Here is a 25,815-nt window from a genome sequence, read left to right as displayed (position 1 = left end):
AAGTGTCCTTGCGGCAAAGGTGAAAGGCGGCGCCGAACGCTGGAAAGCCAGAGCGCGGCATGCAAGAGAGGGGCGCTTGCGGCGCTGCCGATGATCAGTGTGGCCCGTGGGCATTCCACGCCACAGCCGACATTGGTCTTACCAATATGTGTGATAACCACGCCTCGCGTGGGAGATGAGTGCTATCAATAATTGGTAAGACCAATTTTACGCAATGAAGCTGCTTTGACCAATGTCTAGATACCTTGTACTACATGATGTTTGACCCCTTTCGAGGCGACGCCTAGATTATGCCGAAGCACAGCAGGGTAAATTGGTATGACCAATTTATCGGAAGGCCTGACCCAAGGGTGCGCCAACCCCCCGAGTCCTTCACTGCCGTGCCAGACAACAATCACAACAATTCGCCTGCGGAGTTTCCGTCATGTCCGAGCCACTGCTGGCCTTGCTGGCCTTCACCCCTATCCTGCTGGCGGGCATCCTGCTCGTCGGTCTGCAATGGCCCGCGCGTCGCGCCATGCCATTGGTCTTTCTCGTCACCGCTGCCATCGGCTATTTCGTGTGGCAGATGTCGCTGACGCGCATTCTGGCCTCCACGCTGCAGGGACTGATGGTGACCGTCTCGGTGCTGTGGATCATCTTCGGCGCCATCTTCCTGCTCAATACGCTCAAGCATTCCGGGGCGATCGCGGTGATCCGCGGCGCCTTCACCACCGTCAGTCCCGACCGTCGCGTACAGGCCATCATCATCGCCTGGCTGTTCGGCAGCTTCATCGAGGGGGCTTCCGGCTTTGGTACGCCTGCGGCCATCGCGGCGCCGTTGCTGGTCGCCATCGGCTTCCCGGCGCTGGGGGCGGTGATGGTGGGCATGATGATCCAGTCGACGCCGGTATCATTCGGGGCGGTGGGCACGCCGATCGTGATCGGTGTGAATGCGGGCCTCGACAAGGCCAATCTCGGTGAGCAGTTGCTGGCGAACCATTCCAGCTGGGAGGCCTTCCTGCAGCTGATCACCTCGGAGGTCGCCATCGTGCATGGCATCGTCGGCCTGCTGATGCCGTTGTTCATGACCGTGATGATGACGCGCTTCTTCGGCGCGAAGAAAAGCTGGAGCGAGGGGCTGTCGATTGCGCCGTTCGCGCTGTTCGCCGGCCTGTGCTTCACGCTGCCCTACGTGGCGGCGGGTATCTTCCTCGGCCCGGAATTCCCGTCACTGATCGGCGCTCTGGTCGGCTTGATCCTCGTGGTGCCAGCGGCGCGTGCCGGTTTTCTACTGCCGAAGGACAGCTGGGATTTTCCGCCCGAGGCCGAGTGGCCCAGGCATTGGCTGGGTGACCTGACGCTGGAGCGTGATGACGTCGAGGCCGCCGCGGCGGGCAGAAAGCCGCTGCCTCTGTGGCTGGCGTGGTTGCCCTATGGGCTGATCGCGCTGCTGCTGGTCGCCTCACGCGTATCGAGTGACTTCAAGGGCTGGTTGGTCAGCGTGCAATTCAGTGCCACTGACCTGCTGGGTGCCAGCGGTATCTCCGGCGCGATACAGCCGCTCTATCTGCCGGGCGGCATCATGGTCTTCGTGGCCCTGATCACGCTGCTGCTGCATCGCATGGCCTCTCGCCAGCTGGTGGCGGCGGCCAGCGAATCCTGGCGCACACTGGTCGGCGCCGGCTTCGTGCTGGTGTTCACCATTCCGATGGTGCGCATCCTGATCAACTCCGGCGTCAACCTGAACGACCTGGCGTCCATGCCGGTGGTGATGGCTGACGTGGTGGCTGACAGCCTCGGTCAGGCCTACCCGTTGTTCGCCTCGGGCATCGGCGCGTTGGGGGCCTTCATCGCCGGCTCCAATACGGTCTCCAACATGATGCTGTCCCAGTTCCAGTTCAATGTCGCCGCCCAGCTCGGGCTGTCGGGAGCGCTGATGGTAGCGCTGCAGGCGGTCGGGGCCGCGGCCGGCAACATGATCGCTATCCACAACGTCGTGGCGGCCTCGGCGACCGTCGGTCTGCTGGGGCGTGAGGGTCGTACCCTGCGCATGACGGCGATTCCGACCGCCTACTATCTATTGGCCTCCGGCGTGCTGGGCATGTTGGCGTTCCACCTGGTGGGTCTGAGTGATCCGCTGCTGCCGTAAGCGTGATCCGTGTTGACTGATACCCTGAAAGACATCCTGACTGACTGATAAAGAGACTGGCCATGACCGCCGCTGCTGCCCCTGACTCCACTGCTCACCCTGCCATGGGCGGGCATGCCTCTCCCCAGGCGCGTGCCGCTGCCTATGACGCTCTGCGCGAGGCGTTGGCACAGCACATTCCCGGTGAGCGCCTGATCCATGATCCGCTGCGCACCCTGGCCTACGGCACGGATGCCAGCTTCTATCGGCTGGTGCCGCAGCTGGTGGTGCGGGTGCATGACGAGCAGGAGCTGGGGCATGTGTTGCGCGAGTGCCGGGCGCGCAAGTTGCCGGTGACCTTCCGTGCGGCAGGGACGTCGCTGTCCGGTCAGGCGCTGACGGATTCGGTGCTCATCCAGCTGGGTGGTGAGTGGCGAGGGGCGCAGGTGCTGGAGCAGGGCAGTCGCATCTGCCTGCAGCCGGGGGTGATCGGGGCGCGTGCCAATCAGCTGCTGGCCCCCTTCGGGCGCAAGATCGGCCCGGACCCGGCTTCGATCAACAGCTGCATGATCGGCGGCATCGCGGCCAACAATGCGTCCGGCATGTGCTGCGGTACGGCACACAACAGTTATCGCACCGTCGAGGACCTGCGCGTCATTCTCGCCGATGGCACCTGCCTGGATACGGCGTCGCCGGAGAGCGTGCAGGCCTTTCGCGCCAGTCATGGTGGTCTGCTGGCGGAGCTGGAACGTATGGCGGCCAGTGTGCGCGCCGACCCTGAGCTAGCCGAGCGCATCCGCCACAAGTATCGGCTCAAGAACACCACCGGCTATAGCCTCAATGCGCTGGTCGACTATGCCGATGGTCTCGAGATCCTCAAGCATCTGATGATCGGTTCGGAAGGCACGCTGGGCTTCATCGCCTCCATTACCTATCGCACCGTGATCGAGGAGCCGCACAAGGCGGCGGCGCTGGTGTACTACCCGAACATCGATGCGGCCTGTCGCGCCACCATGCTGCTGAAGACGGCGCCGGTCGCGGCGGTGGAGCTGATGGATCGCGCGGCGCTGCGCTCTGTCGAGGATGCACCGGGCATGCCGGACGTGCTGCGCACCCTGCCGGAAGAGGCGGTCGCGCTGCTGGTGGATGTGCGGGGCGCGCATCATCAGGAGCTGGAGGCGCGCATGGCCGAGGTTGCCCGCGTGCTGGAAGGCATCGAGACCTGCGAGTCGTGGGCCTTCACTCAGGATGCGCAGCGTTATGCGCTGTACTGGAAGATCCGCAAGGGGCTGTTTCCGGCGGTCGGCGCAGTGCGTGACCTGGGGACCACCGTGATCATCGAGGATGTCGCCTTCCCCATCGAGCGGCTGGCGGAAGGCGTCGGTGCGCTGACGGAGGTCTTCCAGCGGCATGGTTACTCCCAGGCGATCCTGTTTGGCCACGCGCTGGAGGGCAATCTTCACTTTGTCTTCCCGCAGGGCTTCGAGCGCGAAGGCGAGGTGGCGCGCTATCAGGCGCTGATGGATGACGTCGCGCAGCTGGTGGGGCAGGAATATGGTGGCTCGCTCAAGGCCGAGCATGGCACCGGTCGCAACATGGCGCCTTATGTAGAGCTTGAGTGGGGCAAGGATGCCTATGCCCTGATGTGGCGTATCAAGGAGGCCTTTGATCCGGACAACCTGCTCAATCCGGAAGTGATCCTGACGCGCAATACTCGCCTGCATCTGGAAAACCTCAAGCCATTGCCAGCGGCGGACCCGCTGGTGGACCGCTGCATCGAGTGCGGTTTCTGTGAATCGGTCTGCCCGTCGAAGAACCTGAGCCTGACGCCGCGCCAGCGCATCGTCATCCGTCGGGAGATCGCACGCCTGGCTGCGCTCGAGGCACCGGATGATGCACAGCGCGACCAGCTGGCAGTGCTCAGGAAGGAATACGCCTATCAGGGCATGGAGACCTGTGCGGGCGATGGCCTGTGCGCGACTCAGTGTCCGGTCGGTATCAATACCGGTGATCTGATCCGGGGGCTGCGTCATGAGGAGAACGCCGGTGCCGATCATCCAGGCAAGATGAAGGTGGCGCATTGGGCCGGTGAGCACTTCACACGTGTCACCAGCGGCATGCGTGGCGTGCTCAGGCTGGCGGATGGGCTGCATGGTGTCGTCGGCACGCGCAACATGCGTCGCCTGACCCAGGCTGCTCGCAAGTTGTCCGGCGACAGGGTGCAGCAATGGACTCCCAGCATGCCGGCCGCCGCTCCACGTGATTATCTCAAGCATCTCGCACAGCCACTGGGGCGCAGTGCAGCGCCCAATGGGCATGTCGTCTACTTCCCGTCCTGCGCCACGCGTGTCTTCGGGGTCGCTGCTGCTGATCGCGATCCGCGCAGTGTCACCGAGATGGCGCTGGCCTTGATGGACAAGGCAGGCTTCGAGGTCGTGCTGCCGAAAGGGGTGGAGGCGCTGTGCTGTGGCATGGCCTTCCAGTCCAAGGGGCAGTTCGAGGCGGGAGATGCCAAGGCCGCCGAGTTGGCAACGGCGCTGGTGGAGGCGAGTGACGGCGGACGGCTGCCGATCTTCTGTGATACCAGTCCGTGCCTGGCACAGGCTCTGGCCTATGCGCGCGAGCATCTCGAGGTGTCGCTGACTCTGGTCGAGCCGGTGCAGCTGGTGCTCGACTATCTATTGCCCTATCTCTCGATCACACCGCTCAAGGCGAGAGTCGCGGTGCATGTCACCTGCTCCAGTGTCCGCATGGGGCTGGCAGAGCAGTTCGTGGCGCTGGCGCGGCAGTGCGCCAGTGAAGTCGTCGTGCCGGAAGAGATCACCTGCTGCGGCTTCGCCGGCGACAAGGGCTTCAGTACACCGGAGCTCAATGCCTCGGCATTGAAGGGACTGAAGGAGGTAGTGGCCGATTGCGACTACGGGGTTTCCAACTCGCGCACCTGCGAGATAGGGCTGAGTGAGCACTCCGGGCTCAGCTATCAATCGATTCTCGGTCTGGTCGATAGAGCATCGGCACCAAGGCGATGGGAGGTGTTCGACATGCATGACACCCTGATGACAATCTCTTGAAAAAGCCCTTGCCCTCACGGCGGTTCGTGCGTAAAGTACGCATCCGCTGCCGGGGACGCATGGCGTTACCAGCGGTGAAAAAGGTTTGCAGGTGATTGTTTTGCTTGATGTTTTTGAAGTCCACTTCGACATCATCGATTGACAATACCGGGCGATTCGCTAGAATACGCCGCACTCCTTACGGAACAGGTGATCGAGCAACGCTCCTCACCGCTTGATGATGCTTAGAGGCAGTCGACTGACTCATCATCAAGTGCTTGACTTCTCAAGCGTTCCGGGTAGAATATGCCTCCTCGCTTAACAGCGACGCTCTTTAAAAATTTGATCAGGTAATTCGTGTGAGCGCTTGCCGATGAGTGGTGACAAGGTCACCAAATATCGGAGCAAGCCTCTCACGAGAAGTTTGACTCTGAACCAAGTTTGGTCTGCTTAACAGACTATCAAGCTTTCAACTGAAGAGTTTGATCATGGCTCAGATTGAACGCTGGCGGCAGGCTTAACACATGCAAGTCGAGCGGAAACGATCCTAGCTTGCTAGGAGGCGTCGAGCGGCGGACGGGTGAGTAATGCATGGGAATCTGCCCGATAGTGGGGGACAACCTGGGGAAACTCAGGCTAATACCGCATACGTCCTACGGGAGAAAGCAGGGGATCTTCGGACCTTGCGCTATCGGATGAGCCCATGTCGGATTAGCTTGTTGGTGAGGTAATGGCTCACCAAGGCGACGATCCGTAGCTGGTCTGAGAGGATGATCAGCCACACTGGGACTGAGACACGGCCCAGACTCCTACGGGAGGCAGCAGTGGGGAATATTGGACAATGGGCGAAAGCCTGATCCAGCCATGCCGCGTGTGTGAAGAAGGCCTTCGGGTTGTAAAGCACTTTCAGCGAGGAAGAACGCCTTGGGACTAATACTCTCGAGGAAAGACATCACTCGCAGAAGAAGCACCGGCTAACTCCGTGCCAGCAGCCGCGGTAATACGGAGGGTGCAAGCGTTAATCGGAATTACTGGGCGTAAAGCGCGCGTAGGTGGCTAAGTCAGCCAGGTGTGAAAGCCCCGGGCTCAACCTGGGAACGGCATCTGGAACTGCTTGGCTAGAGTGCAGGAGAGGAAGGTAGAATTCCCGGTGTAGCGGTGAAATGCGTAGAGATCGGGAGGAATACCAGTGGCGAAGGCGGCCTTCTGGACTGACACTGACACTGAGGTGCGAAAGCGTGGGTAGCAAACAGGATTAGATACCCTGGTAGTCCACGCCGTAAACGATGTCAACTAGCCGTTGGGTCCCTTGAGGACTTAGTGGCGCAGCTAACGCAATAAGTTGACCGCCTGGGGAGTACGGCCGCAAGGTTAAAACTCAAATGAATTGACGGGGGCCCGCACAAGCGGTGGAGCATGTGGTTTAATTCGATGCAACGCGAAGAACCTTACCTACCCTTGACATCCAGAGGACTTTCCAGAGATGGATTGGTGCCTTCGGGAACTCTGAGACAGGTGCTGCATGGCTGTCGTCAGCTCGTGTTGTGAAATGTTGGGTTAAGTCCCGTAACGAGCGCAACCCCTATCCTTATTTGCCAGCGAGTAATGTCGGGAACTCTAAGGAGACTGCCGGTGACAAACCGGAGGAAGGTGGGGACGACGTCAAGTCATCATGGCCCTTACGGGTAGGGCTACACACGTGCTACAATGGCAAGTACAAAGGGTTGCAATACTGCGAAGTGGAGCCAATCCCATAAAGCTTGCCTCAGTCCGGATTGGAGTCTGCAACTCGACTCCATGAAGTCGGAATCGCTAGTAATCGTGGATCAGAATGCCACGGTGAATACGTTCCCGGGCCTTGTACACACCGCCCGTCACACCATGGGAGTGGACTGCACCAGAAGTGGTTAGCCTAACCTTCGGGAGGGCGATCACCACGGTGTGGTTCATGACTGGGGTGAAGTCGTAACAAGGTAGCCCTAGGGGAACCTGGGGCTGGATCACCTCCTTATCGACACTGTCTACTGCTCGCGGCAAGTGCTCACAACGAATTACCTGATCTTATTGCTGGCTTAGCCGGCAGTGGCAAGCGTGCTCATCAGAGCGCGCTTCTCACTGTTCTCTGAACAGCCGCTCTTTAACAATGTGAATCATGCTGACGATAGATATGTGCGCCAAGCGCATGTCTATCAAACGATATGTCGGAGAGGTCCGACAGATTCGTAATCCTTGACAGACCCCTTGGGGTTATATGGTCAAGCGATTAAGCGCATACGGTGGATGCCTTGGCAGCCAGAGGCGATGAAGGACGTGATAGCCTGCGATAAGCGTTGGCGAGGTGGCAAATACCCTGCGACCCAACGATTTCCGAATGGGGAAACCCACTCACCATCAGGTGAGTATCTATAGGCCAATACATAACCTATAGAGGCAAACCCGGGGAACTGAAACATCTAAGTACCCGGAGGAAAAGAAATCAACCGAGATTCCCCAAGTAGCGGCGAGCGAACGGGGACCAGCCCTTAAGCGTGACAACTGACAGACGAACAAGCTGGGAAGCTTGACGATACAGGGTGATAGTCCCGTAGTCGAAGTCTGAGTCACGTGAAATCGAGTAGGTCGGGGCACGAGAAACCTTGACTGAACATGGGGGGACCATCCTCCAAGGCTAAATACTCCTGGCTGACCGATAGTGAACCAGTACCGTGAGGGAAAGGCGAAAAGAACCCCGGCGAGGGGAGTGAAATAGATCCTGAAACCGTATGCGTACAAGCAGTGGGAGCACCTTCGTGGTGTGACCGCGTACCTTTTGTATAATGGGTCAGCGACTTATATTCTGTGGCGAGCTTAACCGTATAGGGGAGGCGTAGGGAAACCGAGTCTTAACTGGGCGACCAGTCGCAGGGTATAGACCCGAAACCGGGCGATCTATCCATGGCCAGGGTGAAGATTGAGTAACATCAATTGGAGGCCCGAACCCAAGTATGTTGAAAAATGCTGGGATGAGCTGTGGATCGGAGTGAAAGGCTAATCAAGCCCGGAGATAGCTGGTTCTCCTCGAAAGCTATTTAGGTAGCGCCTCACGTATCACCGCTGGGGGTAGAGCACTGTTTCGGCTAGGGGGTCATCCCGACTTACCAACCCGAGGCAAACTCCGAATACCAGTGAGTGCAGCGTGGGAGACACACAGCGGGTGCTAACGTCCGTTGTGAAAAGGGAAACAACCCAGACCGTCAGCTAAGGTCCCAAAATCCTGATTAAGTGGGAAACGATGTGGGAAGGCTCAGACAGCTAGGAGGTTGGCTTAGAAGCAGCCATCCTTTAAAGAAAGCGTAATAGCTCACTAGTCGAGTCGGCCTGCGCGGAAGATATAACGGGGCTAAATCAGGTACCGAAGCTACGGGTTCATCCTTATGGATGAGCGGTAGAGGAGCGTCGTGTAAGCCAATGAAGGTGGATTGAGAAGTCTGCTGGAGGTATCACGAGTGCGAATGCTGACATGAGTAACGATAAGGGGAGTGAAAAACTCCCCCGCCGGAAGACCAAGGTTTTCTGTTCTACGTTAATCGGAGCAGAGTGAGTCGGCCCCTAAGGCGAGGCGGAAACGCGTAGTCGATGGGAAACGGGTTAATATTCCCGTACCGGATGTGGTTGCGATGGGGGGACGAAGAAGGCTAGGTGAGCCAGGCGTTGGTTGTCCTGGTGAAAGCATGTAGGCCGAGGAATCAGGCAAATCCGGTTCCTCTGAGGTCGAGATGCGAGACGAACTGACCACGGTCAGGAAGTCATCGATGCCACGCTTCCAGGAAAAGCCTCTAAGCTTCAGATCACATGCGACCGTACCCCAAACCGACACAGGTGGTCAGGTAGAGAATACCAAGGCGCTTGAGAGAACTCGGGTGAAGGAACTAGGCAAAATGGCACCGTAACTTCGGGAGAAGGTGCACCGGTTCGAGTGAAGGACTTGCTCCGTAAGCTCTTACCGGTCGAAGATACCAGGTGGCTGCAACTGTTTATTAAAAACACAGCACTCTGCAAACGCGCAAGCGGACGTATAGGGTGTGACGCCTGCCCGGTGCCGGAAGGTTAATTGATGGGGTTAGCTCACGCGAAGCTCTTGATCGAAGCCCCGGTAAACGGCGGCCGTAACTATAACGGTCCTAAGGTAGCGAAATTCCTTGTCGGGTAAGTTCCGACCTGCACGAATGGCGTAATGATGGCCACGCTGTCTCCACCCGAGACTCAGTGAAATTGAAATCGCAGTGAAGATGCTGTGTACCCGCGGCTAGACGGAAAGACCCCGTGAACCTTTACTATAGCTTTACACTGGATGCTGATGTTGTCTGTGTAGGATAGCTGGGAGGCTTTGAAACCGCGTCGCCAGATGCGGTGGAGCCAACCTTGAAATACCAGCCTGACATCATTGGCGTTCTAACTCAGGTCCGTTATCCGGATCGAGGACAGTGTATGGTGGGTAGTTTGACTGGGGCGGTCTCCTCCTAAAGAGTAACGGAGGAGCACGAAGGTACCCTCAGCACGGTTGGAAATCGTGCATTGAGTGCAAGAGCATAAGGGTGCTTGACTGCGAGACAGACACGTCGAGCAGGTACGAAAGTAGGTTCTAGTGATCCGGTGGTTCTGTATGGAAGGGCCATCGCTCAACGGATAAAAGGTACTCCGGGGATAACAGGCTGATACCGCCCAAGAGTTCACATCGACGGCGGTGTTTGGCACCTCGATGTCGGCTCATCACATCCTGGGGCTGAAGTCGGTCCCAAGGGTATGGCTGTTCGCCATTTAAAGTGGTACGCGAGCTGGGTTTAGAACGTCGTGAGACAGTTCGGTCCCTATCTGCCGTGGGCGTCGGAAGTTTGAGAAGAGCTGCTCCTAGTACGAGAGGACCGGAGTGGACGAACCTCTGGTGTTCGGGTTGTCATGCCAATGGCATTGCCCGGTAGCTACGTTCGGAAGGGATAACCGCTGAAAGCATCTAAGCGGGAAGCCCCCTTCAAGATGAGACTTCCCTGAGGCCTTGCGCCTCCTGAAGGGCCCTTGAAGACTACAAGGTTGATAGGCTGGGTGTGGAAGCACAGCAATGTGTTGAGCTAACCAGTACTAATTGCCCGTGAGGCTTGACCATATAACACCCAAGGGGTTTGCTTAGGCAAACCGCCGGGATTGCGACAGGATCGAGACATATCGGTCAGCATGATTCATATTGCGAGTCACGAGGCCACAAACCTTGAGACTCAGGCATCGCAAGATGCCACCGTTTCGCCTGACGACCATAGCGAGCGTGAACCACCCGATCCCATGCCGAACTCGGAAGTGAAACCGCTTAGCGCCGATGGTAGTGTGGAGTTTCTCCATGTGAGAGTAGGTCATCGTCAGGCACTTATCCCGAACCGCCCCTGTAGCCTTGCTGCAGGGGCGGTTCTCTTTGTGCGCAGGAAAACTTGGCGCAAAGGAAAAGCCGTGAGCAGAAAGACGTGCATGGAAGAGTGGTGCGAGAGAAAAGCCCTCCCAAGCTGCGCAAGAAGAAAGTCTTTGGCTCATCATCGTGCTGTGATGGTTCTGCCATTGATGGAAAATGATGTGCGCTCTTTCTTTATCCCTGGTTTTGCCAAGCATCGCCCCTGCAGCTTTTGCTGTGGGGGCGTATTTTTGTGCGGCTAGAAGCAACTCGCATGAACCTGTCAGCGTCGGAGTTCATCAGAGGGATGCTCATTTCCATCATGTCTGGGCCGGGAGTGGCGTCATTCGGGATATTTTCTGGGCGCAAGACTGGGTTTTTTGCGTGCGCCGCCAGGTGAAGAAAAGGGTGCTAAAGACGAGTCTTGTTGCCAGAGATCGGCTGGCTGGATTGCTCCAGGTGCCAGAATCAGGGGTGTGAAGGCGAAATCTGGCCTGATCTTCAAAAAGCCCTTGCCCTCACGGCGGTTCGTGCGTAAAGTACGCATCCGCTGCCGGGGACGCATGGCGTTACCAGCGGTGAAAGAGGTTTGCAGGTGATTGTTTTGCTTGATGTTTTTGAAGTCCGCTTCGAATTCATCGATTGACAATCCCGGGCGATTCGCTAGAATACGCCGCACTCCTTACGGAACAGGTGATCGAGCAACGCTCCTCACCGCTTGATGATGCTTAGAGGCAGTCGACTGACTCATCATCAAGTGCTTGACTTCTCAAGCGTTCCGGGTAGAATATGCCTCCTCGCTTAACAGCGACGCTCTTTAAAAATTTGATCAGGTAATTCGTGTGAGCGCTTGCCGATGAGTGGTGACAAGGTCACCAAATATCGGAGCAAGCCTCTCACGAGAAGTTTGACTCTGAACCAAGTTTGGTCTGCTTAACAGACTATCAAGCTTTCAACTGAAGAGTTTGATCATGGCTCAGATTGAACGCTGGCGGCAGGCTTAACACATGCAAGTCGAGCGGAAACGATCCTAGCTTGCTAGGAGGCGTCGAGCGGCGGACGGGTGAGTAATGCATGGGAATCTGCCCGATAGTGGGGGACAACCTGGGGAAACTCAGGCTAATACCGCATACGTCCTACGGGAGAAAGCAGGGGATCTTCGGACCTTGCGCTATCGGATGAGCCCATGTCGGATTAGCTTGTTGGTGAGGTAATGGCTCACCAAGGCGACGATCCGTAGCTGGTCTGAGAGGATGATCAGCCACACTGGGACTGAGACACGGCCCAGACTCCTACGGGAGGCAGCAGTGGGGAATATTGGACAATGGGCGAAAGCCTGATCCAGCCATGCCGCGTGTGTGAAGAAGGCCTTCGGGTTGTAAAGCACTTTCAGCGAGGAAGAACGCCTTGGGACTAATACTCTCGAGGAAAGACATCACTCGCAGAAGAAGCACCGGCTAACTCCGTGCCAGCAGCCGCGGTAATACGGAGGGTGCAAGCGTTAATCGGAATTACTGGGCGTAAAGCGCGCGTAGGTGGCTAAGTCAGCCAGGTGTGAAAGCCCCGGGCTCAACCTGGGAACGGCATCTGGAACTGCTTGGCTAGAGTGCAGGAGAGGAAGGTAGAATTCCCGGTGTAGCGGTGAAATGCGTAGAGATCGGGAGGAATACCAGTGGCGAAGGCGGCCTTCTGGACTGACACTGACACTGAGGTGCGAAAGCGTGGGTAGCAAACAGGATTAGATACCCTGGTAGTCCACGCCGTAAACGATGTCAACTAGCCGTTGGGTCCCTTGAGGACTTAGTGGCGCAGCTAACGCAATAAGTTGACCGCCTGGGGAGTACGGCCGCAAGGTTAAAACTCAAATGAATTGACGGGGGCCCGCACAAGCGGTGGAGCATGTGGTTTAATTCGATGCAACGCGAAGAACCTTACCTACCCTTGACATCCAGAGGACTTTCCAGAGATGGATTGGTGCCTTCGGGAACTCTGAGACAGGTGCTGCATGGCTGTCGTCAGCTCGTGTTGTGAAATGTTGGGTTAAGTCCCGTAACGAGCGCAACCCCTATCCTTATTTGCCAGCGAGTAATGTCGGGAACTCTAAGGAGACTGCCGGTGACAAACCGGAGGAAGGTGGGGACGACGTCAAGTCATCATGGCCCTTACGGGTAGGGCTACACACGTGCTACAATGGCAAGTACAAAGGGTTGCAATACTGCGAAGTGGAGCCAATCCCATAAAGCTTGCCTCAGTCCGGATTGGAGTCTGCAACTCGACTCCATGAAGTCGGAATCGCTAGTAATCGTGGATCAGAATGCCACGGTGAATACGTTCCCGGGCCTTGTACACACCGCCCGTCACACCATGGGAGTGGACTGCACCAGAAGTGGTTAGCCTAACCTTCGGGAGGGCGATCACCACGGTGTGGTTCATGACTGGGGTGAAGTCGTAACAAGGTAGCCCTAGGGGAACCTGGGGCTGGATCACCTCCTTATCGACACTGTCTACTGCTCGCGGCAAGTGCTCACAACGAATTACCTGATCTTATTGCTGGCTTAGCCGGCAGTGGCAAGCGTGCTCATCAGAGCGCGCTTCTCACTGTTCTCTGAACAGCCGCTCTTTAACAATGTGAATCATGCTGACGATAGATATGTGCGCCAAGCGCATGTCTATCAAACGATATGTCGGAGAGGTCCGACAGATTCGTAATCCTTGACAGACCCCTTGGGGTTATATGGTCAAGCGATTAAGCGCATACGGTGGATGCCTTGGCAGCCAGAGGCGATGAAGGACGTGATAGCCTGCGATAAGCGTTGGCGAGGTGGCAAATACCCTGCGACCCAACGATTTCCGAATGGGGAAACCCACTCACCATCAGGTGAGTATCTATAGGCCAATACATAACCTATAGAGGCAAACCCGGGGAACTGAAACATCTAAGTACCCGGAGGAAAAGAAATCAACCGAGATTCCCCAAGTAGCGGCGAGCGAACGGGGACCAGCCCTTAAGCGTGACAACTGACAGACGAACAAGCTGGGAAGCTTGACGATACAGGGTGATAGTCCCGTAGTCGAAGTCTGAGTCACGTGAAATCGAGTAGGTCGGGGCACGAGAAACCTTGACTGAACATGGGGGGACCATCCTCCAAGGCTAAATACTCCTGGCTGACCGATAGTGAACCAGTACCGTGAGGGAAAGGCGAAAAGAACCCCGGCGAGGGGAGTGAAATAGATCCTGAAACCGTATGCGTACAAGCAGTGGGAGCACCTTCGTGGTGTGACCGCGTACCTTTTGTATAATGGGTCAGCGACTTATATTCTGTGGCGAGCTTAACCGTATAGGGGAGGCGTAGGGAAACCGAGTCTTAACTGGGCGACCAGTCGCAGGGTATAGACCCGAAACCGGGCGATCTATCCATGGCCAGGGTGAAGATTGAGTAACATCAATTGGAGGCCCGAACCCAAGTATGTTGAAAAATGCTGGGATGAGCTGTGGATCGGAGTGAAAGGCTAATCAAGCCCGGAGATAGCTGGTTCTCCTCGAAAGCTATTTAGGTAGCGCCTCACGTATCACCGCTGGGGGTAGAGCACTGTTTCGGCTAGGGGGTCATCCCGACTTACCAACCCGAGGCAAACTCCGAATACCAGTGAGTGCAGCGTGGGAGACACACAGCGGGTGCTAACGTCCGTTGTGAAAAGGGAAACAACCCAGACCGTCAGCTAAGGTCCCAAAATCCTGATTAAGTGGGAAACGATGTGGGAAGGCTCAGACAGCTAGGAGGTTGGCTTAGAAGCAGCCATCCTTTAAAGAAAGCGTAATAGCTCACTAGTCGAGTCGGCCTGCGCGGAAGATATAACGGGGCTAAATCAGGTACCGAAGCTACGGGTTCATCCTTATGGATGAGCGGTAGAGGAGCGTCGTGTAAGCCAATGAAGGTGGATTGAGAAGTCTGCTGGAGGTATCACGAGTGCGAATGCTGACATGAGTAACGATAAGGGGAGTGAAAAACTCCCCCGCCGGAAGACCAAGGTTTTCTGTTCTACGTTAATCGGAGCAGAGTGAGTCGGCCCCTAAGGCGAGGCGGAAACGCGTAGTCGATGGGAAACGGGTTAATATTCCCGTACCGGATGTGGTTGCGATGGGGGGACGAAGAAGGCTAGGTGAGCCAGGCGTTGGTTGTCCTGGTGAAAGCATGTAGGCCGAGGAATCAGGCAAATCCGGTTCCTCTGAGGTCGAGATGCGAGACGAACTGACCACGGTCAGGAAGTCATCGATGCCACGCTTCCAGGAAAAGCCTCTAAGCTTCAGATCACATGCGACCGTACCCCAAACCGACACAGGTGGTCAGGTAGAGAATACCAAGGCGCTTGAGAGAACTCGGGTGAAGGAACTAGGCAAAATGGCACCGTAACTTCGGGAGAAGGTGCACCGGTTCGAGTGAAGGACTTGCTCCGTAAGCTCTTACCGGTCGAAGATACCAGGTGGCTGCAACTGTTTATTAAAAACACAGCACTCTGCAAACGCGCAAGCGGACGTATAGGGTGTGACGCCTGCCCGGTGCCGGAAGGTTAATTGATGGGGTTAGCTCACGCGAAGCTCTTGATCGAAGCCCCGGTAAACGGCGGCCGTAACTATAACGGTCCTAAGGTAGCGAAATTCCTTGTCGGGTAAGTTCCGACCTGCACGAATGGCGTAATGATGGCCACGCTGTCTCCACCCGAGACTCAGTGAAATTGAAATCGCAGTGAAGATGCTGTGTACCCGCGGCTAGACGGAAAGACCCCGTGAACCTTTACTATAGCTTTACACTGGATGCTGATGTTGTCTGTGTAGGATAGCTGGGAGGCTTTGAAACCGCGTCGCCAGATGCGGTGGAGCCAACCTTGAAATACCAGCCTGACATCATTGGCGTTCTAACTCAGGTCCGTTATCCGGATCGAGGACAGTGTATGGTGGGTAGTTTGACTGGGGCGGTCTCCTCCTAAAGAGTAACGGAGGAGCACGAAGGTACCCTCAGCACGGTTGGAAATCGTGCATTGAGTGCAAGAGCATAAGGGTGCTTGACTGCGAGACAGACACGTCGAGCAGGTACGAAAGTAGGTTCTAGTGATCCGGTGGTTCTGTATGGAAGGGCCATCGCTCAACGGATAAAAGGTACTCCGGGGATAACAGGCTGATACCGCCCAAGAGTTCACATCGACGGCGGTGTTTGGCACCTCGATGTCGGCTCATCACATCCTGGGGCTGAAGTCGGTCCCAAGGGTATGGCTGTTCGCCATTTAAAGTGGTACGCGAGCTGGGTTTAGAACGTCGTGAGACAGTTCGGTCCCTATCTGCCGTGGGCGTCGGAAGTTTGAGAAGAGCTGCTCCTAGTACGAGAGGACCGGAGTGGACGAACCTCTGGTGTTCGGGTTGTCATGCCAATGGCATTGCCCGGTAGCTACGTTCGGAAGGGATAACCGCTGAAAGCATCTAAGCGGGAAGCCCCCTTCAAGATGAGACTTCCCTGAGGCCTTGCGCCTCCTGAAGGGCCCTTGAAGACTACAAGGTTGATAGGCTGGGTGTGGAAGCACAGCAATGTGTTGAGCTAACCAGTACTAATTGCCCGTGAGGCTTGACCATATAACACCCAAGGGGTTTGCTTAGGCAAACCGCCGGGATTGCGACAGGATCGAGACATATCGGTCAGCATGATTCATATTGCGAGTCACGAGGCCACAAACCTTGAGACTCAGGCATCGCAAGATGCCACCGTTTCGCCTGACGACCATAGCGAGCGTGAACCACCCGATCCCATGCCGAACTCGGAAGTGAAACCGCTTAGCGCCGATGGTAGTGTGGAGTTTCTCCATGTGAGAGTAGGTCATCGTCAGGCACTTATCCCGAACCGCCCCTGTAGCCTTGCTGCAGGGGCGGTTCTCTTTGTGCGCAGGAAAAGAAAGCCCGGCTCCCCCAGGAGTCGGGCTTTTTGCGTCCAATGTGCAAATACGGTGCTGAGAGACTGACAGCATGAGGCGCCAGGCAAAATGCCGTAGTCTCTGAACACGACTCTTCGATGACGGGCTGGGCGATGGATGAGCTGATGTTGGTGGGCGTCATGATGGCGTTGCTGGTACTGGGTGGTTCCTTGATGGGGTGGCTCAGCATGCTGCGCATCAAGGCGCTGGAGCAGCGACTGCGCGATATGGAGGCCAGGCTTGCTCGCGAGCTTCCTGCTCATGGCGCTCCGGTTATGCACACCCCCTTGCAAGAAGGGGGTGTGGACAAATCGCCTGGCGAAGTGCCGCCCCGGGAGGGGCTGGCAGCATCCGGTGCAACGCCATCGATCAGCGACTCGCGGACCACTGCATCATCCAGTGGCGGCCACTCACTGTCCTACCGGCTACTTCAGCGCTTGTTGCATGGCGCTGCCTCCAGTCGTTTCGTCGAGAAGGGGCAGGGCGCAGATGCTGCAAGCAAGGCATCAGAGGTGCTACCGGGGGGCATGTCACGTCTGCTGACGGTCCTTCAGGAGCACTGGATGATTCTTGTGGGTGCCTTGTCTCTGGTGATGGCAGGCATCCTGCTCGTTGGCTACTCCCTTGAGCAGGGCTTGCTGGGGCCGGGGGTACGGCTGGCGCTGGGACTCGGGTTCGGCCTGAGCATGACGGTATTGGCCGAGTGGCTGAGACTGCGTACGTCCCAGTCATCGAGTTTGACCGGCGCCGTCAGCGGTGCCGGCAGTCTGGTGCTCGCGGCGAGCCTGCTGGCTGGTCACTTTCTGCTTTCGCTGGTGTCCATGCCGGTCACCTTCGTACTGCTGGCAGCCTTGAGCCTGTGGATGCTGGAGCGTGCGCGGCACCATGGGCCGTGGCTGGCAGCATTGGGCATGTTGGGCGGATATGCTCTGCCCTTGGCGCTGCCCATTCACCAGCAGTGGCAGGAAGCCTCGACCTTGCTGTTGCTGGGGTATGCGGGTGTGATCGCGGCAGCGTGTCGTGTGCTGTACCGGCAGGTCGCGGTGAGCTGGCTGTATTGGGGCGGCCTGGTGGGAGCGCTCACCTGGTGGTTGCTGTTGATGCCCTTCGGTATCTCCTCTGGCACGACACTGTTGGTGGGACTGTTGCCCTGGGTGGGTGGTGTCTGGCTGGCCGTGCTGGCGTTGGGGTATCTGTGGGAGCGGGTGTGGGAGCCATCCACGGGCGCCGCAGATAAGGATGAGCGACAGGCGAAGGCCTCACTTGCGACCTGGTTGCCCTGGCGCGCATCTCTTGAGCTGCGTCGGCACTGGCTCGCCGGAGGCCTTGTCTCAGTGAGCGTCGTGCTGGGACTCTGGCTGCCCTGGCTGGGCAGTCTCGTGCATGGCGTCTCCTTTGACTCATTGGTGGCGCCTTCCGATATGGCCGGCTCCGGTGTGTCCCTGTGGCATCGGGGGTGGCTGGCTAGCCTCATGCCGATGCTGGTGATTGCCTGGTCTAGTCGCCGCCATGCGGTGCTGTGGTCGATGGTGGTTGCTGGCAACGGACTCTGGTTGCTGGTGTGGGGGCTTGCTTTGACGGCACCGCTGTCGAGCAGCGCGATGATCAGCCCGCTGATACTGAGTGTCGGCCTGTTATCGCTGGCGCGTTGGCGACCGCGTCATGATGCGGGTGAAAGAGCAGAGAGGCCGCTTGCAGCCTGTTGGTGGGCATTGGCGACCATGGTGCCGCTGCTGGCGTGGGCTCTTGCCCTCTGGCAGGACGTCATGCCATGGGCGGCCGAGGCGAGCGATGCAGGGAGGCTGATCAACACAGAACTGGTCAACACAGGGCTGCCGCCATTGATCTGGGGGCTGGTGTGCTGGGCAGGTGCCATGCGCTTCCAGGCGCGTGAAGGCGCTCAGCTTGCCGCAGGACTGTGGTTGCCGGCGCAGGCCGGGATATTCCTTGCCCTGGTGGCAGTGCTGGAGGGGCCATCGCTGACCCTGGCGCTGGCGCTGCAGCTGTTGGGTTTGACCGCTTGTGAATGGCGCTGGTATCGCGAGGGGCATACCGCGGCGCGCTCCGTGTTTGCTGAGCTGTCACGCTTGCTGGCGTGGGGTGTCGTGGCTCGCTTGATGTATGGCATGGCGCATGACGACTATGCCGATATCGCGCACTGGCCACTGCAGATACTGCTGCCGGTATTGGCCTGTGTTGCCATGACCAGTCTCGGCATGCGCCACCGCCCGCGGACACAGCGCTGGCTGGAAGGTGCCGTTGTCCAGCTTGCCGTCGCGACGGTGGTGATGGAAATCCGCTATGTGTTGACCGGTGGAAAGCCCTTCGAGGGCAGCCTCACCCTGGCGGAGCTTTCCCTGCAGGTATTGGCGCTGGCTGGGGTGGCGGCAAGCTATGCCTGGCGTGCTCGTGGCGACGGTGCTGAGGCGTGGGCAGGGACGCAGCTGTATCGCGTGTTGGCGCTGGTGGTCGGGGGAGCGGCCGTGGTCCTCTGGAGTGTCGGCGTGCTGGGCATCTTCAATCCGCTCTGGCACCCGGCGGATGTCGGGAGCTGGCCGCTGGTCAATTGGCTTCTGCCGGCATACGGCCTGCCTGCACTCGGCGCCGCAATGCTCTGGCGCATGACATCCAGACGCGCATGGGATGCGGGAAGTGCCGCGACACGCTCACAAATGCGCGGGCTGAGCGAGGTGCTCGGCCTGCTGTCAGCAGGATTGTGGTTGGCGCTCAACTTGCGTCACTGCTGGCATGGTGCTGAGCTGGGGCTATGGCAGGGCATCGAGCAGGCGGAGCTATATGCCTACAGTGTGCTGATGCTGGTCGTCGCGGCGGCGCTGGTCGTGAGTGGCGCCAAGGTGGGGCAGCAGCACTGGCAGCGTATCGGCCAGGGCATCCTGATCCTCACCGTGATCAAGGTGGGGGTATGGGATACCGCCACCCTTGAGGGACTGTGGCGAGTAGGTTCATGGCTGGGGCTGGGCAGTGTCCTGATGCTGCTTTCCGCCTTGTTCAATCGCCTGGCGGGGGCGGGAATGCGTGCCGGGGAGCGGAATTGACGAAAAGAGCGTTATCTTTGGTCGTTGTTCTTGGCTCGCAAGCCCATGAATCCGATAGAATGTGCGCTTTTGCACAGGGACAGGCCTCCGCATGACCATCCGTGATCTCATTCGTCTGCTTGGAGATGGTGGCTACCACTCCGGAGAGGCCCTGGGCGAAGAGCTCGGGGTGTCGCGTACGGCGGTCTGGAAGCAGCTCAAGAAACTTGAGGCGCTCGACATTCCGCTGGAAGCCATCAAGGGGCTTGGCTATCGACTGGCCAACCCCATCGAGTTGCTCGATGGTCAACAGATCATCGAGGCGCTGCCGCGCGAGACTCGCAAACACCTGACGCGCCTGTTCGTCGAGGAGTCGGTGGACTCGACCAATACCTTCATCCGCGAGCGCTTTCGTCAGGGAGCCGGCCATGCCGAGGTCTGTCTGGCGGAGGTGCAGTCGGCTGGGCGTGGCCGTCGTGGGCGTGAGTGGGAGACTCCCTGGGGCCGCAGCCTGGTCTTCTCGCTTGGCTGGCGCTTCGAATCAGGCGCCGCATCGCTTGAGGGCCTGAGTCTGGCGATCGGCGTGGCGGTGGCGGAGGTGCTCGAGGCCGATGGCCTGCCCGCGCGCCTCAAGTGGCCCAACGATGTCCTGCTGCAGATACAGAAGGATCAACCCAAGATCGCCGGCATCCTGGTCGAGGTCACAGGTGATGTGTCCGGTCCCTGTGATGTCGTCATCGGTATCGGCATGAACATCGAGTTGCCGGCCTCCCGACGCGAGGCGATCACTCAACCGGTGGCTGCGGTACGTGACATCATTCCCGGTGCTTCACGCAATCGCTATGCCGCGCGTCTGATGGAGTCATTGCTGGCACTGTTGCCCGAGTTCGAGTCGCAGGGCTTTGCCGGATGGCAGGCGCGTTGGAATGAGCGCAATGCTTTCAAGGGGCGTGATGTGGTGATTCTGCGCGGAGACAGGCGAGAAGAGGCCGTGGCAGAAGGTGTCGATATCAATGGAAATCTCGAGGTGCGCATGAATGGCGAAACCATCACTCTCGCCGGTGGCGAGATCAGTCTGCGCGCCGTCTCATGATTCTGGATCTTGATATCGGCAACACCTTGTCAAAATGGCGTCTCAAGGACACCGTTTCCAGCGAGATCCGCTCGCGCGGCGCCGTCTGGACGCGAGAGGAGTGGCGGCCGGGCGCGGATATTCCTGACCTGGATGTCGTCACGGCCGTGCGCATCTCCAGCGTGGCGCGCAAGCAGGTGCTGGATGAGACGGTGGAGTTGCTGCGCAAGCAGGTCGGCGTCGTGCATGTCGCGCACTCGACGCGGGAGGCGCTGGGCGTCACCTGTGGCTATGAAGAGCCGCAACGGCTGGGCGTCGATCGCTGGTTGGGCGCACTCGCTGGCCATCATCTCACCGGGGGCTGTTGCAGCGTCGATTGCGGTAGCGCGATCACGGTGGATTTCGTGCTGCCGGGTGGCAAGCATCTGGGGGGGTATATTCTCCCGGGGCTGCGTCTGATGAAGGAAAGCCTCAAGCTGGGCACGCGCAATGTGGCCATCGACCCGGATACCGAGGTGGATACGTTGCTCGCGCCGGGTCGCAATACGGTAGAGGCCGTCAATCACGGCATCTACATGGCGGCCGTCAGCGCGGTCAATCGTCTCTATGCCGAGGTCTGCGATCGTGAAGGGGTAGCCTTGCCGCTACTGCTGACCGGCGGTGACGCGCGAGTGGTGGCGCGCGGTCTGCGGGTGCCGCATGCGCTGTGGCCAGACATGGTGTACGCCGGCCTGGAAGCGCTGTATCCATTGACCGCTGCCGAGCGGGCAGGGCGCCTGTCAGGTGCGCCCGACCAGCCGCGAGTGCCTGATCTAGAAAAACTTCGCTCAGGGCTTGCGCTCACCCAGATGCTTTGACATACTACGTCCCGTTCTGAGGCGATACATTCCCTCAAGCGCTTGAAGTAGAATGAAATCAAGCACTTGACAGCGTATCCCAAGCGACGTAAGATTCGTCGTCACAGATGGTGGGGTTCCCGAGTGGCCAAAGGGAGCAGACTGTAAATCTGCCGCGAAAGCTTCGAAGGTTCGAATCCTTCCCCCACCACCAGATTCGCTTATGATGCCGCGTGCATCAGGGCAGCAAGAGTTGGAAAGCGGGCATAGTTTAATGGTAGAACCTCAGCCTTCCAAGCTGATGACGCGGGTTCGATTCCCGCTGCCCGCTCCAGTTCATCTCGCCAGTCGAGATTGCGCAAAGGTTTTGCTCGTGTAGCTCAGGGGTAGAGCACACCCTTGGTAAGGGTGAGGTCGGCGGTTCAAATCCGCCCACGAGCTCCATACAACGGAAAGGCGAGTCGCAGTTTGGCTCGTCTTTTTCGTTTCCGACGACCTCCCAGGTCGCGGTCAAAGATAAGGCTTGTCAGTTTGGGTTGTCTCAGCTATGATGGCGCCCGCTGTTCATTCAGCCTTGTTTTTAGTCTCTGGAACACGCAAGTGTTACAGGCCAGTAGCTCAATTGGCAGAGCAGCGGTCTCCAAAACCGCAGGTTGGGGGTTCGATTCCCTCCTGGCCTGCCATCCTTCCCCAGGATGGTATTCGACTTCTTACCGATTCTCGATTCTAGCGATCGCTGCACCCTTGAGGAGTCTCTTTGATGAAACAGAACGCCGAGGTGCAGGAAGCGCGCCACGACGGGTTCAAGTGGTCGGTCGTTGTCATTCTTCTTGTGCTGGCTGTTGCTGGCAACGCCTATTTTGCTGACCAAGCGCTGCTTTATCGCGTGCTTGGCGTCGTCGTGCTTGGTGTTGCAGCGGCTGCTCTGGCGATCACGACCAACAAAGGCCGTGATGTTGTCGAGCTGGCAAGTAGTGCGCGCCGCGAGATCCAGCGCGTCGTTTGGCCGACCCGACAGGAAACTGTCCAGACAACTGCCATCGTGCTGGGTGCCGTGCTTATCGTGGGCCTGTTGCTATGGCTCATCGATACCACCCTCGGCTGGCTGATGTCCGGCATCGTCAGTTAACGGAGTTTCCATGTCCAAGCGTTGGTATGTCATACACGCCTATTCCGGTTTCGAAAAGCAGGTCATGCGTTCGCTCAATGAGCGTGTGAAGCTTTACGCCATGGAAGATCACTTCGGTGAGATTCTCGTGCCGGTCGAAGAAATCGTCGAAATGCGTGACGGCAAGCGCCGCAAGAGCGAGCGCAAGTTCTACCCGGGCTACGTGCTGGTCGAGATGGACATGAATGATCAGTCCTGGCACCTGGTGAATGAAACCCCGCGCGTCATGGGTTTCATCGGCGGAACCCCGGAGAAGCCGGCAGCGATTACCCAGAAAGAAGCCGACGCCATGCTGCGTCGCGTTCAGGATGGCACCGACAAGCCGCGTCCGAAGACTCTCTTCGAGCCGGGTGAAACGGTGCGTGTCACTGATGGTCCGTTCGCGGACTTCAATGGCGTAGTCGAAGAAGTGAATTACGAAAAGAGCCGTCTGCAGGTCAGCGTGCTGATCTTCGGGCGTGCTACGCCGGTGGAGCTCGAGTTCTCCCAGGTCGAGAAGGACTGATCTCAGGATCATCATCTCACCTGTTTGAACACGAGCATCACGGCAACACGACGGGTCGCCTGAGGCGGCCCGGTTTTACGGGGAGCCGCAAGGCGCTACCACCCATACTGGAGTCCTATCATGGCCAAGAAAGTACAGGCTTACATCAAGCTGCAGGTTGCAGCCGGTAAAGCTAACCCGAGCCCGCCCGTGGGTCCTGCCCTCGGTCAGCACGGTGTCAACATCATGGAGTTCTGTAAAGCGTTCAACGCCGCTACCCAGAACGTCGAGCCGGGTCTCCCGACTCCCGTGGTCATCACTGTCTACTCCGACCGTAGCTTCACTTTCGTCACCAAGACGCCGCCTGCGGCCGTCCTGCTGCTGAAAGCGGCTGGTCTGAAGTCCGGTTCTGGCGAGCCGAACAAGAAGAAGGTCGGTACCGTGACTCGCGCTCAGCTCGAAGAGATCGCGACCACCAAGGAGCCGGATCTGACAGCTTCCAACCTGGACGCTGCTGTTCGCACCATCGCCGGTACTGCCCGTAGCATGGGCCTGAACGTGGAGGGTCTTTGATCATGGCCAAGATTTCAAAGCGCGCCCAGGCGATCAACGCGAAAGTTGAATCCGGCAAGGTCTACAGCGTCGAAGAAGCTGTTGCACTGCTGTCCGAGCTGTCCACAGTCAAGTTCAAGGAGACCATCGAAGTCTCTCTGAACCTGGGTGTTGACCCGCGTAAATCCGACCAGGTCGTGCGTGGCGCTACCGTGATGCCGAACGGCACCGGTAACGACGTGCGCGTCGCTGTCTTCACCCAGGGCGCCAACGCTGAAGCAGCGAAGGAAGCCGGTGCAGACGTGGTCGGCATGGACGACCTGGCAGAACAGGTCAAGAAAGGCGTGATGGACTTCGACGTCGTCATCGCTTCTCCGGACGCCATGCGTGTCGTCGGTCAGCTGGGCCAGATCCTCGGTCCGCGCGGCCTGATGCCGAACCCGAAAGTCGGTACCGTGACGCCTGACGTCGCGACTGCCGTGAAGAATGCCAAGGCTGGTCAGGTGCGTTTCCGTACTGACAAGAACGGCATCATTCACGCCGGTATCGGCAAGATCGACTTCAGCGCTGACTCCATTCAGGGTAACATCGACGCCCTGGTGGCCGAAGTCAAGAAGCTGAAGCCGAGCACTTCCAAGGGTATCTACCTGAAGAAGATCACCCTGTCCAGCACCATGGGCCCGGGTCTGACTGTCGATCACGCCAAGTACGCGTAAGGCAGTCTCAGAATGTTTCACTTTGCGGTCCCCGTGCTCAGCCGCGGGGCGCCGTCAAAGACCGCAGGCGCTGGCCTTGTCACCTCGGTGACGGGGCCAGCTTAATCGCGCCGCGATGCTTGCATTGCGCGTAGCCTGCGCAGATGGTGTCCCAGCCCTGCTGGTGGCAGCCATCCTCCAAGACTCTCCCGCGCAGTTCTGGTGAGAGAGATGGTAAACCACTGGGGAATTCGTTCCCCGGCACGAAATGGAGTCAACACCGTGGCTTTAGGTCTCGAAGACAAGAAGGCAATTGTTGCTGAGGTCAGCGAAACCGCCAAGGGTGCTCTCTCCGTAGTCGCTGCCGACTCTCGTGGTGTAACTGTTGGCGCAATGACCGAATTGCGCAAACAGTGCCGCGAAGCGGGCGTCCAGCTGCGTGTTGTTCGCAACACTCTGGCTCGTCGTGCGCTGTCCGGTACCTCTTATGAGGTGCTGAACGAGTCCTTCGTCGGCCCGACTCTGCTTGCATTCTCCATGGAACACCCGGGCGCTGGCGCTCGTCTGTTCAAGGAATTTGCCAAGAAGGTCGAGGCGTTCGAAGTCAAGGCATTGGCCTACGAAGGCGAGTTCATCCCGGCGGCGAATATCGACCGTCTGGCATCTCTGCCGACCCGCGATGAAGCACTGTCCAAGCTGCTGTCTGTCATGAAGGAAGCTTCTGCAGGCAAGCTGGTCCGTACTATCGCAGCACTGCGCGATCAGAAGGAAGCCGAAGCCGCCGCGTAAGCAGCGCTTTGACCTCCTGGCTGTCTCGTGCAGCCTGAATCGATTTCCGTTTGACCGAGCATCTTTGCTCCGCAAAGTTTAGGATTGCTAAAATGGCACTGACCAAAGAAGACATCATCAACGCCGTCGCTGACATGACCGTCATGGAAGTGGCTGAGCTGATCGAAGCAATGGAAGAGAAGTTCGGCGTTTCCGCCGCTGCCGCCGTCGTCGCTGGCCCGGCCGCTGCTGGTGAAGCCGCTGAAGAACAGACCGAGTTCGACATCGTTCTGACTGCTGCTGGTGACAAGAAAGTCAACGTCATCAAGGCTGTTCGTGAACTGACTGGCCTGGGTCTGAAAGAAGCCAAGGCAGCTGTCGACGGCGCTCCGGCCACCCTGAAAGAAGGCGTGAGCAAGGAAGACGCTGAAGAAGCGAAGAAGAAGCTGGAAGAAGCTGGCGCGTCCGTGGAACTCAAGTAACTCGTGTTCCAGGCTACGCACGCTGCGTAAGCTTCCTGGCTGGTGGCGGACTCCGCCACCAGCCTTTTTCTGTTGCAAGACGAATTATGACGGCGAGCCAGCCCGCAAGGGAGGCTTGCCGTCCGCGCCTGATGGACATCGCCGCGCCATCAGGGATGAGCCGACCACGCATCGGTCACCCAAGGTGAACAA

General features: G+C 58.3%; 12 protein-coding genes, 4 tRNA genes and 6 rRNA genes. 21 read left to right on the top strand and 1 reads right to left on the bottom strand.

Translation table 11 applies throughout. The features are described from left to right. Positions 1-424 precede the first annotated feature (424 nt). From CLAM6_RS17080 to rrf (CLAM6_RS17060), 5 genes are all read left to right on the top strand, one after another. On the top strand, positions 425-2,131 hold the full coding sequence (locus tag CLAM6_RS17080; protein WP_153636690.1) for an L-lactate permease: 1,707 nt from the start codon (positions 425-427) through the stop codon (positions 2,129-2,131). Positions 2,132-2,193: 62 nt separating this feature from the next. After that, a complete protein-coding gene (locus CLAM6_RS17075; RefSeq protein ID WP_242007710.1) occupies positions 2,194-5,181 on the top strand; it encodes an FAD-binding and (Fe-S)-binding domain-containing protein in 2,988 nt (995 codons plus the stop codon). 449 nt (positions 5,182-5,630) lie between these two features. Continuing rightward, positions 5,631-7,171, top strand: a 16S ribosomal RNA gene (locus tag CLAM6_RS17070). A 242-nt stretch (positions 7,172-7,413) separates the two neighbouring features. Further along, a 23S ribosomal RNA gene (locus tag CLAM6_RS17065) occupies positions 7,414-10,300 on the top strand. 137 nt (positions 10,301-10,437) lie between these two features. Next, positions 10,438-10,553 (top strand): 5S ribosomal RNA (gene rrf / locus CLAM6_RS17060). A gap of 363 nt (positions 10,554-10,916) precedes the next feature. Here the strand turns inward: rrf (CLAM6_RS17060) and CLAM6_RS17055 are convergent. Continuing rightward, complete coding sequence (locus CLAM6_RS17055; protein WP_153636689.1) at positions 10,917-11,222, bottom strand: hypothetical protein; 306 nt, start codon at positions 11,220-11,222, stop codon at positions 10,917-10,919. A 304-nt stretch (positions 11,223-11,526) separates the two neighbouring features. Here CLAM6_RS17055 and CLAM6_RS17050 point away from each other — a divergent pair. The 16 genes from CLAM6_RS17050 (at position 11,527) to rplL (ending at position 25,623) form a co-directional block, all read left to right on the top strand. Then, positions 11,527-13,067, top strand: a 16S ribosomal RNA gene (locus tag CLAM6_RS17050). Positions 13,068-13,309: 242 nt separating this feature from the next. Further along, positions 13,310-16,196, top strand: a 23S ribosomal RNA gene (locus CLAM6_RS17045). A 137-nt stretch (positions 16,197-16,333) separates the two neighbouring features. Then, positions 16,334-16,449: ribosomal RNA gene (rrf, locus tag CLAM6_RS17040) — 5S ribosomal RNA — on the top strand. The 16S, 23S and 5S rRNA genes sit together here, the layout of an rRNA operon. A gap of 180 nt (positions 16,450-16,629) precedes the next feature. After that, the gene (locus CLAM6_RS17035; protein WP_153636688.1) at positions 16,630-19,587 is read left to right on the top strand and encodes a DUF2339 domain-containing protein; all 2,958 of its coding nucleotides are present in this window, start codon (positions 16,630-16,632) and stop codon (positions 19,585-19,587) included. A 91-nt stretch (positions 19,588-19,678) separates the two neighbouring features. Next, on the top strand, positions 19,679-20,659 hold the full coding sequence (locus tag CLAM6_RS17030; protein WP_043334904.1) for a biotin--[acetyl-CoA-carboxylase] ligase: 981 nt from the start codon (positions 19,679-19,681) through the stop codon (positions 20,657-20,659). Then, positions 20,656-21,495: a type III pantothenate kinase gene (locus tag CLAM6_RS17025; RefSeq protein WP_054556896.1), complete on the top strand. Its 840-nt coding sequence runs from the start codon at positions 20,656-20,658 to the stop codon at positions 21,493-21,495. The genes CLAM6_RS17030 and CLAM6_RS17025 overlap by 4 nt, the downstream gene beginning before the upstream one ends. A 109-nt stretch (positions 21,496-21,604) precedes the next feature. Continuing rightward, positions 21,605-21,688, top strand: a tRNA-Tyr gene (locus CLAM6_RS17020). A gap of 46 nt (positions 21,689-21,734) precedes the next feature. After that, a tRNA-Gly gene (locus CLAM6_RS17015) sits at positions 21,735-21,808 on the top strand. A gap of 35 nt (positions 21,809-21,843) precedes the next feature. Further along, positions 21,844-21,918, top strand: a tRNA-Thr gene (locus CLAM6_RS17010). Between the two features lie 163 nt (positions 21,919-22,081). Continuing rightward, a tRNA-Trp gene (locus CLAM6_RS17005) sits at positions 22,082-22,157 on the top strand. Between the two features lie 77 nt (positions 22,158-22,234). Next, positions 22,235-22,603: a preprotein translocase subunit SecE gene (secE, locus tag CLAM6_RS17000; protein ID WP_043334897.1), complete on the top strand. Its 369-nt coding sequence runs from the start codon at positions 22,235-22,237 to the stop codon at positions 22,601-22,603. A gap of 10 nt (positions 22,604-22,613) precedes the next feature. Beyond that, positions 22,614-23,147: a transcription termination/antitermination protein NusG gene (gene nusG / locus CLAM6_RS16995; protein WP_043334895.1), complete on the top strand. Its 534-nt coding sequence runs from the start codon at positions 22,614-22,616 to the stop codon at positions 23,145-23,147. 120 nt (positions 23,148-23,267) lie between these two features. After that, entirely contained in the window at positions 23,268-23,699 is a 432-nt protein-coding gene (gene rplK, locus CLAM6_RS16990; protein ID WP_043334893.1) for a 50S ribosomal protein L11, read from the top strand. 2 nt (positions 23,700-23,701) lie between these two features. Beyond that, positions 23,702-24,394, top strand: coding sequence for a 50S ribosomal protein L1 (rplA, locus tag CLAM6_RS16985; protein WP_153636687.1), 693 nt, complete (start codon positions 23,702-23,704; stop codon positions 24,392-24,394). Positions 24,395-24,655: 261 nt separating this feature from the next. Next, entirely contained in the window at positions 24,656-25,162 is a 507-nt protein-coding gene (gene rplJ, locus CLAM6_RS16980; RefSeq protein WP_043334888.1) for a 50S ribosomal protein L10, read from the top strand. 92 nt (positions 25,163-25,254) lie between these two features. Further along, positions 25,255-25,623: a 50S ribosomal protein L7/L12 gene (gene rplL, locus CLAM6_RS16975; protein WP_043334886.1), complete on the top strand. Its 369-nt coding sequence runs from the start codon at positions 25,255-25,257 to the stop codon at positions 25,621-25,623. Positions 25,624-25,815 lie beyond the last annotated feature (192 nt).

The organism is Cobetia sp. AM6, assembly GCF_009617955.1.
Lineage (GTDB): Bacteria > Pseudomonadota > Gammaproteobacteria > Pseudomonadales > Halomonadaceae > Cobetia > Cobetia amphilecti.
The sequence above is the reverse complement of the archived record's forward strand: the minus strand, read 5'-3'. Positions and strand labels throughout refer to the sequence as shown.